The organism is Allobosea sp. BK604, from assembly GCF_004341515.1.
Classification (GTDB): domain Bacteria; phylum Pseudomonadota; class Alphaproteobacteria; order Rhizobiales; family Beijerinckiaceae; genus Allobosea.
Genome location: NZ_SLZF01000005.1, coordinates 412,080 through 427,306 on the forward strand (window position 1 = coordinate 412,080; position 15,227 = coordinate 427,306).

General features: G+C 63.9%; 15 protein-coding genes. 7 read left to right on the plus strand and 8 right to left on the minus strand.

Translation table 11 applies throughout. The features are described 5' to 3' along the window. Nucleotides 1-8 precede the first annotated feature (8 nt). From EV560_RS17795 to EV560_RS17815, 5 genes are all read left to right on the plus strand, one after another. Nucleotides 9-938: an alpha/beta hydrolase gene (locus EV560_RS17795; protein WP_131857111.1), complete on the plus strand. Its 930-nt coding sequence runs from the start codon at nt 9-11 to the stop codon at nt 936-938. 114 nt (nt 939-1,052) lie between these two features. Next, nucleotides 1,053-2,069, plus strand: coding sequence for an extracellular solute-binding protein (locus tag EV560_RS17800; RefSeq protein WP_165923521.1), 1,017 nt, complete (start codon nt 1,053-1,055; stop codon nt 2,067-2,069). Between the two features lie 32 nt (nt 2,070-2,101). Further along, on the plus strand, nt 2,102-3,079 hold the full coding sequence (locus EV560_RS17805) for an aldo/keto reductase (RefSeq protein WP_131857113.1): 978 nt from the start codon (nt 2,102-2,104) through the stop codon (nt 3,077-3,079). A gap of 775 nt (nt 3,080-3,854) precedes the next feature. Continuing rightward, nucleotides 3,855-4,139 carry a hypothetical protein gene (locus tag EV560_RS17810; protein WP_131857114.1) on the plus strand — a complete coding sequence of 95 codons (285 nt, stop codon included), beginning with the start codon at nt 3,855-3,857 and terminating at the stop codon, nt 4,137-4,139. After that, nucleotides 4,136-4,408, plus strand: coding sequence for a DUF1488 family protein (locus EV560_RS17815; RefSeq protein WP_131857115.1), 273 nt, complete (start codon nt 4,136-4,138; stop codon nt 4,406-4,408). The genes EV560_RS17810 and EV560_RS17815 overlap by 4 nt, the downstream gene beginning before the upstream one ends. A gap of 474 nt (nt 4,409-4,882) precedes the next feature. Here EV560_RS17815 and EV560_RS17820 read toward each other — a convergent pair whose 3' ends face one another. Beyond that, entirely contained in the window at nt 4,883-5,698 is an 816-nt protein-coding gene (locus tag EV560_RS17820; protein ID WP_131857116.1) for a transglutaminase-like domain-containing protein, read from the minus strand. A 950-nt stretch (nt 5,699-6,648) separates the two neighbouring features. Here EV560_RS17820 and EV560_RS17825 point away from each other — a divergent pair. Next, entirely contained in the window at nt 6,649-6,948 is a 300-nt protein-coding gene (locus EV560_RS17825; RefSeq protein ID WP_131857117.1) for a hypothetical protein, read from the plus strand. Beyond that, nucleotides 6,945-7,685: a hypothetical protein gene (locus EV560_RS17830; protein ID WP_131857118.1), complete on the plus strand. Its 741-nt coding sequence runs from the start codon at nt 6,945-6,947 to the stop codon at nt 7,683-7,685. The genes EV560_RS17825 and EV560_RS17830 overlap by 4 nt, the downstream gene beginning before the upstream one ends. Nucleotides 7,686-7,840: 155 nt before the next feature. Here EV560_RS17830 and wrbA read toward each other — a convergent pair whose 3' ends face one another. From wrbA to EV560_RS17865, 7 genes are all read right to left on the minus strand, one after another. Continuing rightward, nucleotides 7,841-8,440: an NAD(P)H:quinone oxidoreductase gene (gene wrbA / locus EV560_RS17835; RefSeq protein WP_131857119.1), complete on the minus strand. Its 600-nt coding sequence runs from the start codon at nt 8,438-8,440 to the stop codon at nt 7,841-7,843. 101 nt (nt 8,441-8,541) lie between these two features. Continuing rightward, complete coding sequence (locus EV560_RS17840) at nt 8,542-9,519, minus strand: mechanosensitive ion channel family protein (protein WP_131857120.1); 978 nt, start codon at nt 9,517-9,519, stop codon at nt 8,542-8,544. Nucleotides 9,520-9,683: 164 nt separating this feature from the next. Next, nucleotides 9,684-10,607, minus strand: coding sequence for an MBL fold metallo-hydrolase (locus tag EV560_RS17845; RefSeq protein WP_131857121.1), 924 nt, complete (start codon nt 10,605-10,607; stop codon nt 9,684-9,686). Nucleotides 10,608-10,827: 220 nt separating this feature from the next. Beyond that, nucleotides 10,828-12,033 (minus strand): NAD(P)/FAD-dependent oxidoreductase, encoded by a 1,206-nt coding sequence (locus EV560_RS17850; protein ID WP_131857122.1) that lies wholly within the window; start codon nt 12,031-12,033, stop codon nt 10,828-10,830. A 176-nt stretch (nt 12,034-12,209) separates the two neighbouring features. Continuing rightward, nucleotides 12,210-13,040, minus strand: a complete 831-nt coding sequence (locus tag EV560_RS17855) for an alpha/beta fold hydrolase (protein WP_131857123.1) — start codon at nt 13,038-13,040, stop codon at nt 12,210-12,212. Between the two features lie 300 nt (nt 13,041-13,340). Beyond that, nucleotides 13,341-14,186 carry a helix-turn-helix transcriptional regulator gene (locus EV560_RS17860; protein ID WP_465247020.1) on the minus strand — a complete coding sequence of 282 codons (846 nt, stop codon included), beginning with the start codon at nt 14,184-14,186 and terminating at the stop codon, nt 13,341-13,343. 384 nt (nt 14,187-14,570) lie between these two features. Continuing rightward, nucleotides 14,571-15,218 (minus strand): HD domain-containing protein, encoded by a 648-nt coding sequence (locus EV560_RS17865; RefSeq protein ID WP_131857125.1) that lies wholly within the window; start codon nt 15,216-15,218, stop codon nt 14,571-14,573. Between the last annotated feature and the right edge of the window lie 9 nt (nt 15,219-15,227).

Below are 15,227 nucleotides of genomic sequence, written 5' to 3' on the forward strand. Positions count from 1 at the left end.
AGACTGACATGAACCAGCACACCACCGCGCAGGGCCCGATCAAGGCCGAGGAGCACTGGACCAAGAAGGGCGAGGTCGACCTCTTCCTCTTCGAGAAATACCTGGGCACGCCCTCCGACGAGAAGGGCACGATCCTGTTCGTGCACGGCTCCTCCATGGCCTCGCAACCGACCTTCGACCTGCAGGTGCCGGGCCGGCCGGATTCCTCGGTGATGGAGTGGTTCGCCAAGCAGGGCTACGACACCTGGTGCGTCGACATGGAGGGCTATGGCCGCTCGACCAAGACGCGCGACATCACCAGCAACATCGCCGATGGCGCCGACGACCTGACGGCGGCCTCCGACTACATCATGAAGCTGCGCGGCAACCGCCCCTTCCTGGTCTATGGCATCTCATCGGGCGCGCTGCGCGCCGCCGCCTTCGCCGAGCGCCATCCCGAGCGCGTGCGCCGACTGGCGCTCGACGCCTTCGTCTGGACTGGCGAGGGCAGCCCGACGCTCGAAGAGCGCAAGAAGAAGCTGCCGCAGTTCCAGGCGATGAAGCGCCGGCCGATCGACCGCGCCTTCGTGCATTCGATCTTCAACCGCGACCACCCCGGCACCGCCGACCATGCCACGGTCGAGGCCTTCGCCGATGCGATCCTGGCGCTCGACGATTCCATGCCGACCGGCACCTATGTCGACATGTGCTCGCGCCTGCCGCTGACCGACCCCGCGAAGATCACCGTGCCGACGATCATCATGCGCGGCGAATATGACGGCATCGCCAGCTTCGAGGACCTGATCGCGTTCTACTCGCGGCTGCCGAATGCCGACAAGCAGTTCGTCGTCATGCCCGGCATCTCGCACGCCTCGTTCCAGCAGAAGAACTACAAGATGGTCTACCACATCCTGAAGAGCTTCTACGAACAGCCGGAGCCGCTCTATCGCGGCGAGTGACGACAACTTTCCGCGCGCGCCGCCGGACTTGACATCCGGCGGCGGGGCGAAAGAGGGCCGGCAGATGCCCTCGCGCCACAGCGCAGCCGAACCAACGAACCGGGAGGAATGACGATGAGCAGGACAGCTTACACGATCGCGCTCGGCGCCATGCTGTCGCTGGCGACGGCCGGCACGGCGCTCGCGCAGGACAAGGCGGATGTCGAGGCCGCCAAGAAGGAGGGCAAGGTCGTCTGGTACACCTCGACCCCCGTCGAGACCGGCCAGAAGATCGCCAAGATGTTCGAGGCCAAATACGGCGTGAAGGTCGAGGTCTTCCGCTCCGGCGGCTCGGCCATCCTGCGCCGCTTCCTGCAGGAGGCGCAGGCCAAGCGCATCAATGCCGACCTGCTGACCACCTCGGACCCGGCCGCGGCGGCCGAGCTCGGCGACCAGGGCATGTTCGTGCCGTTCAAGCCGGCGAATTTCGACAAGATCCCCGACGGCGCCAAGGATGCGAACGGCAACTTCATCGCCCAGCGGCTCAACATCATCACGATCTACGTGCGCAGCGACAAGATGCCGGCCGCCGAGGCGCCGCGCACCTGGGACGCCCTGCTCGACCCGAAATACAAGGGCAAGCAGGTGATGACCGACCCGTCCTTCACCTCGCTGCAGCTGACCGTGGTCGGCATGAACGCCAAGGAGAAGGGCTGGGGCTATTATGAGAAGCTGCGCCAGAACGACATCATGATCGTGCAGAGCAACCAGCAGGTCTCGGACATGATCAAGCGCGGCGAACGCGTCATCGCCGCCGGCGCGCTCGATTCCTATGCCGCCGAGGACCGCAAGGACGGCCATCCGATCGAGACGATCTACCCGACCGACGGCACCTATGTGATCCCCTCCCCGACGTCGGTGGTGAAGGGTTCGCCCAATCCCAATGCCGGCAAGCTGCTCGCCGAGTTCATGATCAGCGACGAGGTCCAGAAGCTCTTCCCCGAGGAGGGCTCCTATTCCGCCCGCATCGACATGCCGCCGCCGGCCAACAGCCCCGCGGTCAAGGACATCAAGCTGATCGGCGTCGACTACGAGTTCCTGCGCAAGCAGGGGCCGATCGTGAAGAAGAAATTCAACGAAATCTTCCAGTGAGCGGCCACGCTCAAACCGCAAGGAACAGGCTCATGCAGACCCGACGCCTCGGCATGCTCGACGTCTCCGCCATCGGGCTCGGCTGCATGAGCATGACGCCGATCTACGGCGAGCCCGACCCGACTGAGGCCGCCGCCACGATCCACCGCGCCGCCGAGCGCGGTGTGACCCTGGTCGACACCGCCGACGCCTATAATTTCGGCGCCAATGAGGAGCTGGTCGGGCGCGCGCTCAAGGGGATCCGCGACAAGGTCGTGCTCGCCACGAAATTCGGCAATATCCGGCTCCCGGACGGCACCGCCGAAGTCAACGGCAAGCCGGACTATGTCCCGCAGGCCTGCGACCTCAGCCTGAAGCGGCTGGGCGTCGACCATATCGACCTCTACTACGCCCACCGCATCGACCCGAGCGTGCCGATCGAGGAGACCGTCGGAGCGATGGCGAAGCTGGTCGCGGCAGGAAAGGTGCGCCATATCGGATTGTCGGAAGCGTCGCCGGCGACGCTGCGGCGCGCGCATGCCGTCCACCCGATCACCGCGCTGCAGACCGAATACTCGCTCTGGACGCGCGATCCCGAGACAGAGCTCCTGCCGCTCTGCGAGGAGCTCGGCATCGGCTTCGTCGCCTACAGCCCGCTCGGCCGCGGCTTCCTGACCGGCACCATCGCGGCGCTGGACGATCTCGCGCCGAAGGACCGGCGCCGCGACATGCCGCGCTTCCAGGGCGACAACATGGCCCATAACCTGGTCATGGTCGAAGCCCTGCGCGCCGCCGCAGCGCAGGAGGGCTGCACTCCGGCGCAGCTTGCGCTTGCCTGGCTGCTCAGCCGCCGTCCTTTCATCGTGCCCCTGCCCGGCTCGAAACAGCGCCGCTGGCTCGACGAGAACGCCGATGCCGCCGATCTCGCGCCGGCGGCCTCGACCCTGGCAAAGCTGGACGAGGCCTTCGCCCCCGGACGGGCTGCCGGAACACGCTATCCGCCCGCACAGATGAAGCGCGTCGGCATTTGAACGCCTGACGACGGCGGATGACGCTTCGGCTTGGCGCCGAGGCGAGTGCTGGCGCATGGCGCCTCGACTGTCCGCCGCAAGGTGGCTCTGGAAAGAAGCTGCGTGTCGGGTCCGCTTCCGGGCATGGAGCCAGAGCCCGCTCCCGGCGCATCCCCGCCCAAGCCGACTTGTCGAGCCGGATGACAGGGATGGATGGGACGGAGAACTCCGGCGGTACACCGGTTCATACCGATCCGCGCCAGGAGCGGACTCTGAAGATCGCGTCACGGCGGCTCGTCGAGCGAACCGCCATAGCCGGGAGCCGACCCGCGAACTCCTAGTTCGGCTTGCTACCGCCCCGGGGGGCCGGTGACGAGAGGAGCTCGTCGGTCAGGGTTCAATGTCCGGGTGCAGTGACGGGGGCCAAAATCGGACATTCCTGCTCGTGGAACGCCACAGCTCTGACCTCCGGATTGCAATCGTTCGCCGACGATCTGTCTGTTTGCGAAGGCTTTCTCACTAAATAAATAGAAATAAAATATGTAGTCGAGCTACTTGAAATTTGCATTTCTGGAGACCATCTCCGGTTTCAGCCTAATTTTCGTACTGAATTCAAAAGAATCTGCGCCCGCGCGCCCCGCTTAGGGCACCAAGAATTGGAGCCCGATCATGCGGTACTTTCCTGTTAACCATCGGATTTTCGTTGCAGCCGGATACCCGGACTGGTTGATGACATATGCGGTGAGCAGTGCCGCGTTTGCGTTTCTCTTTTTTCTTTTGTTGAATTGATGCGTTGATGGAAAGCCGGGAGGAGCAAGCCCGCTTAGCCGCGACCAATCATGCATCTACGCCAGAATCGTCGGCCATGATGTATGGGATCATCGGGGTGGCACTCTTCAGTGTCAGCGCTTGGGGCGCGGTCAAGTTTTACAACCAGCCCTTGCTCATCCACTGGCAACTTTTGGCCCTGGGCGCACTCGTGGCCTTTTGTTTGGGAGTCTGGCTGCGGAAGCATCGTAAGCAGCGTTATATCAATGCTTCTCAGTCCGAGCTCATTCGCAACGAGAGGCGGCTCGGATGACGAAACTCGCTTTTCCCAACCCGATCCGCCGTTACGAACCCAGACGGGGCTGCGTCAGTTTCTGGGGTTCCCAGGCATCCCTTGAAGTGATGTTTCAGATCGATCTGGACGTATTGCGGGCTTTGAGCCCCGCGACAGTTGATGGCAGCGAGGCTTCGTTCCTCGTTTCGTTCGATCTGAACCGTTCCGTTATATTGCAGGCCGCACGCACGGCTCACCTCAAGCAAGGCGGGGGATATCACCGGCTCTCAGCGGTCAACTTTCCTTAGCCCACGCAAGCGCCGACACGACAAATGTTTCACGTCGAATTTGGACGGGGCATAACCAGGGGAGCAGCCCGCTTCCCCAATAGCAGGAGCGGAAGATGGCAAAAGGCGGACAACGGGGCAATCGCGAAGCGAAGAAGCCCAAGAAGGAAAAGCCAAGAGTGATAGCCGCCGCCCCCTCAACGGTCGCGGCCGCTGCTGCTAAGGTAAAAGGACCAAAGATGAAATGATCCGCTTCCGAACGATCGACATCGACACGGTAGCACCACCTTCAACGGGACCATCCGCGACGGCTGCCCCGACTGCCGCAATACAGGATGCCCTTCAGACGGCATCCGAACTCTCGACCACGCGCAGGGGTCTCGCCGCCAAGCCGCCACAGCGGACTAAGAAGTCAGCACCCGCGGGGTCTTTCAGCGATAAGGCCGGTTGATCGGCGATGAAGGAGACCAGTTGAGGGGACGAATCACGGCCTAGTCATTGCGACGCTACCACCTCGTCGGTCCAGACCCTGAAGCCCTTCAGCGTGTTCGGCCCAAAGGTCGTGGCGATAGCAACATCGGCAGCATCGCGGCCCCGAGCGATCAGCACCCTGCCGATTCGCGGCTCGTTGTTGCGTGGATCGAACATTTGCCAGCCGCCCTCAAGATATGCCTCGAACGACGCTGCGAAATCGCCCGGTGGCCAGGGGGGTGTCGTACCGATATCGCCTAAATAACAGGTGCAGTACCGCGCCGGAATGTTTAGCGCCCGGCAGAAGGCGATGGCTAAATGGGCATAGTCGCGGCAGACGCCGCGTCCCTCGCGATAGGCGTCCGTGGCCGTGCGCGTCACACTGGCATCATTGTAGTCGAAGGCGATGCGCCGGTGCACGAAATCGCAGATTGCCTGGACACGTGCCGCGCCCGGCGGCGTATGTCCAAAAAGTTGCCAGGCCAGATCGAGGAGCCTGTCGCTGTCGCAGAACCGGCTCGCCAGCAAGAAGACGACGCATTCCTCAGGAAGGCGCTCGACGGGCACCTGACCAGCGTTACGATCGAACGCTTCGGGCACACCACTGTCCGATATCATGGTATCGGCGGTGATGCGCATTGGCCCCCGCGGCGCGAGCAGCCTGCTGCACCAATTGCCGAAACCATCGCGGTAGGCGCTGATCGGGACCGACGGCTCAATACGCATGTAGTCGGGCGTTTCGAGATCTGAGAACCGGCTGAAGTGAACATTCAGCATCAGGATCATAGGAGTCGGCTGCGGAAAGTCGTAGTCGAGCTCGTAACCGATTCTAAGTTTCACGCGGTGCTTTCTGCACGGTCGGCCGCGCCAGTGAGAGCGAATAGGCCATTCCACCTTGGGTGCAGTATGCGCCCAATCACGCCCACGCACCATCGCGGCAAGCGAAATAATGTGATCCCGCCGCTAGGCAGTGCAACGGGAGGGGATAAATATGGCAAAGTGACCTAACCGGTTGGCTGCAGGAACGAGCACGAAGGCATTAACCCACGGCGCCCGGATAATCTGAATTCTATTGGATGTTTGGCCTCTACGGTGGCAGCGCCACGCTCAAAGGCAGCAACTTCGAACTGAATGCCCTGCTGCCGCTAACGTCTGTGGCCCGAGGTCTATTGTTCGCCCTCGTTTCGCCGTAGGCGGTTAAATTCATTTGTAATGGGATTTTGGCCACTTCTGGATCGAGCGGGAGAACCTAACTTGCCTCCTTGTCCTATTTGGCCCTCACCGATCACGCGCTCCCGGTCATCGCTGCCACGAATTCGATATTGAGGTTCACCATCCGCACGCGTCGGCAAGAGCGCCGAGATCTCATAAGGCCCGACAGCCTCTTGGTCATAAAAGCCAAACGCGAGACGAACCCGATCCCCAACGTGATAGCGATGTTCCATTTCGACTCCTTTCGCTTGAAGCCCCAGAGCCAAGCTCACGGTAGCACTCTTATTTGAGCGAAAGGAAAGAATCGGCCGCAGCTTCTCGATGAGTCTTTTTGGAGACGTTGGCTGTGGGACCCTCGGCGTCGACATGGGCGCCCGAGGCAAGTTCCTGATCCTGCCGCCGAGTCACAAGGGCCGCTGCCGAGCGGCTCTATCGCGTTGCCGTCGGACAGCTTCAGCGGCTGCGCCCTGCTGCGCTCGTTCCTGAAGAGCCAGGCGAGGCCGATGCGGCAACAGCAGCCTACTGTTCCTCGCCTTGGAAGCGTGCATCAATGAGCCAAGGTTTCCGGGGGAACAGCAATGTCGGACAACCAGACACAGCAAGACTGGCTTGACCTGCCCAGCGTCGCCGGCAACCCGAATGCGCAAGGGACCGGCGCCTATCTCGATCAGAACGGCGTCAAGGACTACGTCACCGATATAACCTATGACGGGATGCTCGAGCGCGATCGGCAAAGCAATTTTCGCGCCTTCGCCTGGGTTCCGCATGCAGTCGCAACAGTGCAACAGGTCACGCAGACGAAGTGCGGCGGGCGTTGCGTGAAGACCTGCAAGACGCCAGGCTGCTTATGCGATCGCAGCATCGGCCAGTGCAAATGATCATCCTGGGATATCTGCTGTCGCTCTTCTTCCTGATTCTCGGCGGCGGGCTGCTTTATCTGTCGTGGGACCAGCTCGTTGCGCTATCGGGAACGCAAGGCGTCGCGCCGGAGCGATTGGCCCAGATGGTGCAGATCGCAATGGCCTTTGTCGGCGCGATCGCGGCTGCCATCCTGACCGCGACGATCGGCCGTTCAAACGAGTATCTTAAGTCGAAGCTCGCGCAGTCGGTCAACGACGCGACCGAGACACTCAGGCAGGAGCTGGCGCTCAGGACTGGCAAGGCGCTGGAGGACCACAAAGGCGATATCAACCGCGCGACAGCGGAATTCACCGAGAGGCTCAAGTCCGACCTTGCGAAGACCGGAGATACGTTCCGGGCCGAGCTCAGCCAGCTCGCGCCACGCCGCCACGCGGCCTATCACGCCATGTGGGCGGCACTCGCTCAATATTTCCGCGCCGTGCAGAAGTTCGAAGCAGGCGTCTTCGACGCGTCTGCGCTCGAAGCCGGTGAAAAGGCATGCTCGGACGCGACCGGCCAGACCCTGCTTGTCGACCAGGAGGATGACGCGACCTTCCACCAATTCTGGCAGGAACTGACCTATGTCTGCGAGACAGGCGAGCTGAAGAAGGATCTCCCGGACGGGCTCCGGACGCTTTGGCGCAACGAAGGCAGAAAGCTCGGCGAGCGCTACGACGAGGTTCGTACGGCGTTCGCCACCAAGCTGCGCAGTTGAAACCCGCCGCGCGTGTAGCGGCGGCCATCCTGATATTCGATTGCGGCCCGGAAGCGGTCATTCCCGGCTGAAAATGCTCTGGGCCATGGCCCCAGGCTGAGCCATGGCCCGATGCCGGCACCTGGCGCAAAGGCCCGCAGTGCCGGCCAGATCCCCTACCCGTGAAGCTTCAGCGCCGTCTGGGCGATGGTACGGCCCTGATAGCGGGCGCCGTCGAGCTCGTTCGCCGAAGGCTGGCGGCTGCCGTCGCCGCCGGCAATGGTAGTAGCGCCATAGGGCGAGCCGCCGGTCACCTCATCGAGCCTGGACTGCCCGGCAAAGCCGTAATTCAGGCCGACGACGACCATGCCGAAATGAAGCAGGTTGCCGATGATCGAGATCAGCGTCGTCTCCTGGCCGCCATGCTGCGTTCCAGTCGAGGTGAAGGCGCCACCGACCTTTCCGTGAAGCGCGCCCTTGGCCCAAAGACCACCGGCCTGGTCGAGGAAATTCGCCATCTGCGAGGTCATCCGGCCAAAGCGCGTCCCGGTGCCGATGATGATGGCGTCATAGTTGGCGAGATCCTCGATCTTCGCGATCGGCGCGGCCTGATCCAGCTTGTAGTTCGATTTCCGTGCGACCTCCTCCGGCACCAGTTCAGGCACGCGCTTGATATCGACCGATGCGCCGGCCTCGCGGACGCCTTCGGCGATGGCCTCGGCCATTTTTTCGATATGGCCGTAGGACGAGTAGTAGAGAACAAGCACATTCGCCATGACAGTCTCCTCAGGTGTGATCGATAGCGGAACGCTGCGCCAAGGGGGTTGATCCGAACTCTTTCACGGACACGGCAACTCGGCCGAAATCTCCGACAAATTCAAGTCGCCGCCGGCAGGAAAGAGAGGCTTGCGGCGGGTATGGCCAGCGCGAGGCCGCTCGCCCTGCACTGGTCATGGATGAGATCGATGATTTCGTTCTTCGCGGGCGTCGACATGGCGACGCTGGTGACGCGGAACTGCAGCTCCACCTCGATCGCGATCGCGTCGATGGCCTTGAGCGCGACCGCCGGCGGCGGGTCCTTGACGATGCGGGTGCTGGCCTGCAGCACCGAGCGCATGACCTCCTCGACCATGCGCGGTCTTTGCGTGGGAGCGAAGCGCACGCGCAAGGCGATCTGATGTGTCTCGTCGGGGCGGCTGAGGCTGGTCAGGCCCTGCCTTGCCAGCATGCTGTTCGGCAGCACGACGATGTTGTTCGCCGCGGTCAGCAGGTTGGTGGAGCGCCAGTTGGTCTCGGTGACACGGCCGGCCGTGCCGTCGCCCAACTGGACCCAGTCGCCGATCGCATAGGCCTTGCCGAGCGTCAGGGCGATGCCGGAAAAGACGTCGCCGAGCGTGTTCTGCAAGGCCAGGCCCAGGATGACGGCGACGACGCCCGAGGTCGTCACCAGGGTGGCGATGGGCATGTCGAAGACGAAGCCCATGACCGAGAGCGCCACGCCGAGATAGATGGCGGCAACGGCCATATCGAGGATGAGATGCGCTTCGCGCGGCTTGCGGTTGAGCCTGACATAGATGTGGACGAAGCCGATGACCGTCCACGCCAAATGGGTCCACCAGAGGATCAGCGCCGATTTGGCGAGCAGCGCGGCAAGACCTTCGGAGTAGATCGCGTCCGGCTGATGCGGGGCAATTCCGCCGAAACAGAGCACAAGGCTCATGGCGGCGAAGAACAGGATCTGGACGATGAGGCGGCCATTTGGCCGGCTGCTGCCCTGGACGTGCCACACGACGATGCCGGCGGTTCCCAGGATGTTGATCAGGACAAGCGCCAGGAAGTGGTCATCGCCGGACATGGGAGGCCTTCACCGCTAGCGGTTGGTCAAGTCGAGGCACGGATCGAAGCAACGGCCGAGGCCGGCAGCCCGAGCCGATCCGGAGGCACCGGGCCGCCGCAAAGACGGCCCGGTGCGTGGCGGTTTCGCGAAAAGGTCGCGAATGCGACTGACCCTATGATCGGTCAGTAATCCCAGAAGACCGGCACCCAGCGGAAGGTGTCGCCATCGACCGCGACCCGGCCGACGGAGGGGAATGGCAGGTGGGTGGCCACGAGCTGTTCGCCGGTCGCCGCCAGCTCCGTCAGCAGCCGCATCCGAACACGGGCCGCCTCCTCGGGGTCGTGCTCGAAACCATTGTGCCAGTCGGGATGGTCGAACCCGACAGCGAAGACGGCGTCGCCGGCAAAGGTCAGACGGTCGCCGCCGGATGCGAGGCGGACGACGCTGTGCCCGGGGGTATGGCCGCCGGTGCGATGGACGACCACGCCCGGCGCCACTTCATGCGTATCCTCGAACAGGCGCAGCTGGTCACGGTAATCCGCCGCGAATTTCTTGGCGGCCGCCCGCAGCGCATCCGGGAAGCCCTCGGGCATATTGACATGGGTGAAATCGGGCGCCTCCCAGAATTTGACTTCGGCAGCGGCGACATGGATGCGCAGGTCCGGACGCAGCCGCTCCTTCACGCCATCGACGAGGAGCCCGCCGACATGGTCCATATGCATATGGGTGAGCACCACGTCGGTCACCGAGCCGAGATCGATGCCGGCGGATTCCAGTCGCTTGATCAGCTGCCCGGCCCGCGGCAGGTTCAGGTCCGGGTCCAGGCCCAGCCCGGCGTCGATCAGGATGGTCTGGGCGCCGCTCCTGACCAGGACCACGTTCAGCGACCAGTCGAACGCGTCCTGCGGCAGATACATGTCCTTCAGCCAGGCGGCGCGATCGGCGGCCTCGGCATTGTGTCCGAGCATCTTGGTGGGGAGCGGCAGCACGCCGTCGCTGATCACCAGCACTTCGATCTCGCCGATCTGCACCGCGTAGCGCGACGGGACCAGCTCTTCGGGCTTCACGGTCGTCCCCTGCTGGGGCTTGCTGATCATCTGGTTCATCTTCGGTATCTCCTGGGTTTGCTTTGGGAGGGACCGCACGTCCCGGCCGGGGCGTGCGGTGAAAACGGGTCAAGTCTTCAGAGACCGGCGGCACGCTCGTTGCTGGCGTGTCCTGCAATGATCTACCGGGCCGGGCGTGCCGCTGCGCCAGACCGATTGCTCCCGCTGTAGAGCGATTGCTGCTTAGCGATCTGCCGCCCGGGCCCGCGCCAGTGCGTGATCAGAGCTTCGTCACCTGCTCCGGATCGGCGGAGGCGAGCGCAGCGGCGCGCTCCGGCATGGGCGGGTAGATCCAGACGGTGTTGATCTCCCGCTTGGTCGCCTTCGCCGTCTCGCCGACCATTTCCACCTTGCGGTCCCAGCCGCGGGTGAAGAGCGCTCCGGCCTCACCGAGATCGAGGCAGGTGACATAGGCCTCCTGGTGATAGGGCCGCATCGGTACATTCAACAATTCGGCGGCGGCGTTATTGCCGGCGAAGGCGCCCATGCGGGTAGCGTGCTGGCACGACATCAACGCGTAATTGCCGTTGCCGTCACAGGCGGCTCGTGCCGCATCCCCGGTGGCGAAGACCCCGGGCACGGTTGGCACGCGCAGGCAGGCGTCGACGAGCAGCCGGTCGGACTTGTCGCGCTCGCCGGGGATTGTCGTGGTCAGCGGATTGGCGCGCATGCCCGCCGCCCAGATCACGGTCATGGCTTCGATATGCTCGCCAGTGCTCAAGGTGACGCCGGATCGGTCGAGCGATGCGACCCCGGCCTCGACCCGGGTCTCGACGCCGAGCTCGCGCAGCGCCGCCTCGATGATCGGGCGGGCCTCCTCGCCCATATCGGGGGCGACGGCGCCGCCGCGCTCGACCATGATGACGCGGGTCCCGGCGTCCTCGCCGAACAGGGCCCGCAATCGCGACGGCATCTCGGTCGCCGCCTCGATGCCGGTGAAGCCGGCGCCGGCAACGACGACGGTGTCGCGGGCGGCCGAGGCGGGCAGCTTCGCCAGCTCCTTGAGGTGGCGATCGAGCGCCTTGGCATCGTCGATATTGTCGACGCTGAAGCCGTATTCGGCGAGGCCGGGAATATTCGGGCGGAACAGCCGGCTGCCGGTGGCGATCACCAGGCGGTGGTACTGAAAGGATTTCTGCTCGCCCTTGGCATCGCGGATGCCGACGGTACAGGCGTTGGTGTCGATCGCTTCGACGCTGCCCTGGACATAGGTGACGTTGACGGCGTCGAACACCTCCTGCAGAGGCGCCGTCAGCGTCTCCGGCTTCGGCTCATAAAGCCGTGGGCGGATCACCAGCACCGGCTCGGGAGAGACCAGCGCGATGTCGAGTTCTTCGGGCGAAACGCCTTCGATGTCGCGCAGGCGTGCTGCGGACAGGGCGGCATACATGCCGGCGAAGCCGGCGCCCACGATGACGAGTCTCATGAGATTCACTCCCTGGATCTGAGCTTTGGAGGGCGTGCGTCACCGTCGCCGCTCCGGCGGAGCGGCGGGGGTCATTGCTAAGCGATGACGCAGGGGCTGGTGGAGCGACGCGGACTATCTACTTGCGATGACGCATTTCTTCACGCGAGCCGGTGTCCACGCCGCTCGAAAATGCTCTACGCCGAGATGAAGCTCAGCATGTCCGCATTGGCGATATCGGGATGGGTCGTGCAGAGGCCGTGCGGCAGCTTCTTGTAGATTTTCAGCGTGCCGGCCTGCAGGAGCTTTGCCGACAAAGGAGCTGAATCGGCAATGGGAACGATCTGGTCGTCGTCGCCATGCAGCACCAGCGTCGGCACGGCGATGCTCTTCAGGTCTTCGGTGAAATCCGTCTCCGAGAACGCCTTGATGCCGTCGTAATGCGCCTTCGCGCCGCCCATCATGCCCTGGCGCCACCAATTCGCGACGACCGCTTCCGAAGCCTGGGCACCGGGCCGATTATAGCCGTAGAACGGGCCGCTCGGGAAATCGCGGTAGAACTGCGAACGGTTCGCCGCGAGTTGCTGGCGCAAGCCGTCGAAGGCTTCGATGGGCAGGCCGCCGGGATTGGCGGCGGTCTTCAGCATCAGCGGCGGCACGGCCCCGATCATGATCAGCTTGGCCACGCGGCCCTTGCCGTGGCGGGCGACATAGCGCGCGGCTTCGCCGCCGCCCGTGGAGTGGCCGACATGGACAGCGTTGCGCAGATCGAGTTGCTCGGTCAGGGCGGCGGCGTCGGCGGCGTAATGATCCATGTCATGGCCGTCGCTCACCTGGCTCGACCGGCCGTGGCCGCGGCGATCATGGGCGATCACACGGAAGCCCTTGCCGAGGAAGAAGAGCATCTGATTGTCCCAATCATCGGCGCTGAGCGGCCAGCCATGATGAAAGACGATCGGTTGCGCGGATTTCGGCCCCCAGTCCTTGTAGAAGATCTGAACGCCGTCCTTGGTCGTGATGGAGGTCATGGCACTGATCCCTTGCAATAGCTTGTTCGAATACTTGCGCCAGCGCGCGTAATCGAAGCGAAGCGGACATGTCCCAGGCCAGCCATTGTTTCCGCAGGTCATTGGCGTGAGCACAATCGTGGTTTAGCGAGGCAGGTCCGGGCTCGCGCCAGAGCGATTGACGCCGTTGCAGAGCAATTGCGCCTAACGGATGGGCGCCGCTGAGCGCGGCATGGCCCCCGCCTGCGCCGGAAGGGATCGACACTGTCGCTGGCCATGCGACAGCGATCGAGAAGCGGAAGGCGAATGGAGGGATTGCGGTCAGCCGTCGCGCCGGCGCCAATCGGACGGCGTTACCCCGGTCAGTTTCCGGAATGCGGCGGCAAAGGCGGTCTGCGAGGCATAGCCGAGCGAGGCCGCCACCAGGGCGACCGAGTTATTGGGATCGCGCAGCATGGTCATCGCCTGTTCGAGCCGATATTGCCGCAGCCAGTTATGAGGCGAGAGCCCCGTGCTTTCCTTGAAGGCGCGGCAGAAATGGAAGCGCGACAGCCCGGAATCGGCGGCAAGCGCAGCCAGCGAGACATCCGCATCGGCGTCCGAGCGCAATCGCTCGATGGCCCGGCGCAGGACGCCGGGCGCGAGACCGCCGACCGCCGGCTGATAGGACGGTGGCTTGCCGGTATGCGCAACCAGCAGGCGGGTGGCCAGAAGATCGGTCAATTGCTGCCGGAATAGCGCGTCCAGGGCACCATTGCCCTCCAGGGCATCGGCCGCGCTCAGGAGCAAGCGCGATGTAACGGCGTCCGGATGGGCCGTTCGCTCCTGGAGTTCGGCCGATGTGACGGTCCCGGTTTCGTCGGCAACGCGCTGCAGCGTCGCGCGCGGCAGATAGAGCTGCACGACATCGACAGGCTTTGGAATATCCCAGCGGGAACTCGATCCGGCCGGGATGATGATCACGACGCCGGGACGAAAGGTTCCGGCTTCGACGGATCGCCCCGTCCGCCGCTCCATGCGCTGGATCGAGCCGTTATAGGCCATGATCACGTGATCGACCATCGGCTCGACGACATCGTGCAGCGGGTCGTGATGCCAGTGAGCGATGGCACCGCCCGAGGCATCCGTCGCCAGGTGGAGCGGCGCGGTCCTCAGGACGCGCGACATCTCATGTGCGGGGTCCTGATCGGCGATCGGTGTCCCATCATGGCTCGGACCGGCCGTCTCGCGCGAGCAGTCGTCGGGGCGGCTGCAGGGGCTGGGCCGGGTCATGGACGCGCACTCGCTGGCTGGAGCGCGTCGTCCCCGGCTCCGGCAACGATCGGAGAATTACCATGAATTAGAATTTTTTGATCGATTTCATCAATCTTACTGGGCATGACGCCCCCATGTCGCGGATGGTTTTACGGGGTTGGGTGTCGGCGCATTGGCCGATGTCGAGGAACGGTCGGAACCTGCGGGGCAGAGCCATTCGCCCGGACGGGCTGCGCTCGCTATCGGGCGCAGGAAGGCGCCGATGGCGACGGCCCTGCCCCGTCCTGGCCGCCCGGTTCAGTCGTCGAACGGGGCATTCATCACGAAATCGACGGCGGACTGCGCCTGGTAGCGGGGGACGAAGCGCTCGCCGAAATCCCGCAGGAAGTTGTCATAGGTGGTCTCGGGCCTGGTCTTGGCGATGTGGCAGAAGCACTGCGTCATCCGCTGTTTCAGGCCGAGCCTTGGATATTCGGCGAGGATGCTCGCCATCTCCTGCGCCGGCAGCAGGCCATATTGGAGCCCGCCGACATCGAGACAGACGCCGGCAGTGCAGAGCGCCACCTCGGCCTGCTTGTAGAGACCGATCGAGGGCGTCGAGTTCAGGGCGACGCTGTCCCAGATCAGCTGGGCTCGGCGTTCGTCGAGACCGCCTTTCCGGGCGAAATCCCGTGCCAGGTCCGCCCCTTCCACCTCGAAACGACGTGGCCCATCGAAGCGGTCGTTGAGCGTGATGTCGTGCAGCAGCGTCCCCACGGCGACGACCTCCGCATCATGCTCGATGTCTTGAACTTGCCCCAGGCGAGCAGCGAACAACCAGGATCGAACGACATGGTTGAAAAGATAGGGCTCGCAGGCCCTGCGGGCATAGGCGATCGCCTGATCGATCAGCGCGCTCTCCGGCACCGCAATCCCGGCCAGCAATCGAAATGTCCCGTCACTCATGTCCTCGGT

What these genes read in the sequence shown, in the direction of transcription:
- EV560_RS17795 (WP_131857111.1), top strand. Translation starts at nt 9, where the DNA reads ATGAACCAGCACACCACCGCGCAGGGCCCGATCAAGGCCGAGGAGCAC.
- EV560_RS17800 (WP_165923521.1), top strand. Translation starts at nt 1,053, where the DNA reads ATGAGCAGGACAGCTTACACGATCGCGCTCGGCGCCATGCTGTCGCTG.
- EV560_RS17805 (WP_131857113.1), top strand. Translation starts at nt 2,102, where the DNA reads ATGCAGACCCGACGCCTCGGCATGCTCGACGTCTCCGCCATCGGGCTC.
- EV560_RS17810 (WP_131857114.1), top strand. Translation starts at nt 3,855, where the DNA reads ATGGAAAGCCGGGAGGAGCAAGCCCGCTTAGCCGCGACCAATCATGCA.
- EV560_RS17815 (WP_131857115.1), top strand. Translation starts at nt 4,136, where the DNA reads ATGACGAAACTCGCTTTTCCCAACCCGATCCGCCGTTACGAACCCAGA.
- EV560_RS17825 (WP_131857117.1), top strand. Translation starts at nt 6,649, where the DNA reads ATGTCGGACAACCAGACACAGCAAGACTGGCTTGACCTGCCCAGCGTC.
- EV560_RS17830 (WP_131857118.1), top strand. Translation starts at nt 6,945, where the DNA reads ATGATCATCCTGGGATATCTGCTGTCGCTCTTCTTCCTGATTCTCGGC.
- wrbA (WP_131857119.1), bottom strand. Translation starts at nt 8,440, where the DNA reads ATGGCGAATGTGCTTGTTCTCTACTACTCGTCCTACGGCCATATCGAA.
- EV560_RS17840 (WP_131857120.1), bottom strand. Translation starts at nt 9,519, where the DNA reads ATGTCCGGCGATGACCACTTCCTGGCGCTTGTCCTGATCAACATCCTG.
- EV560_RS17845 (WP_131857121.1), bottom strand. Translation starts at nt 10,607, where the DNA reads ATGAACCAGATGATCAGCAAGCCCCAGCAGGGGACGACCGTGAAGCCC.
- EV560_RS17850 (WP_131857122.1), bottom strand. Translation starts at nt 12,033, where the DNA reads ATGAGACTCGTCATCGTGGGCGCCGGCTTCGCCGGCATGTATGCCGCC.
- EV560_RS17855 (WP_131857123.1), bottom strand. Translation starts at nt 13,040, where the DNA reads ATGACCTCCATCACGACCAAGGACGGCGTTCAGATCTTCTACAAGGAC.
- EV560_RS17860 (WP_465247020.1), bottom strand. Translation starts at nt 14,186, where the DNA reads ATGTCGCGCGTCCTGAGGACCGCGCCGCTCCACCTGGCGACGGATGCC.
- EV560_RS17865 (WP_131857125.1), bottom strand. Translation starts at nt 15,218, where the DNA reads ATGAGTGACGGGACATTTCGATTGCTGGCCGGGATTGCGGTGCCGGAG.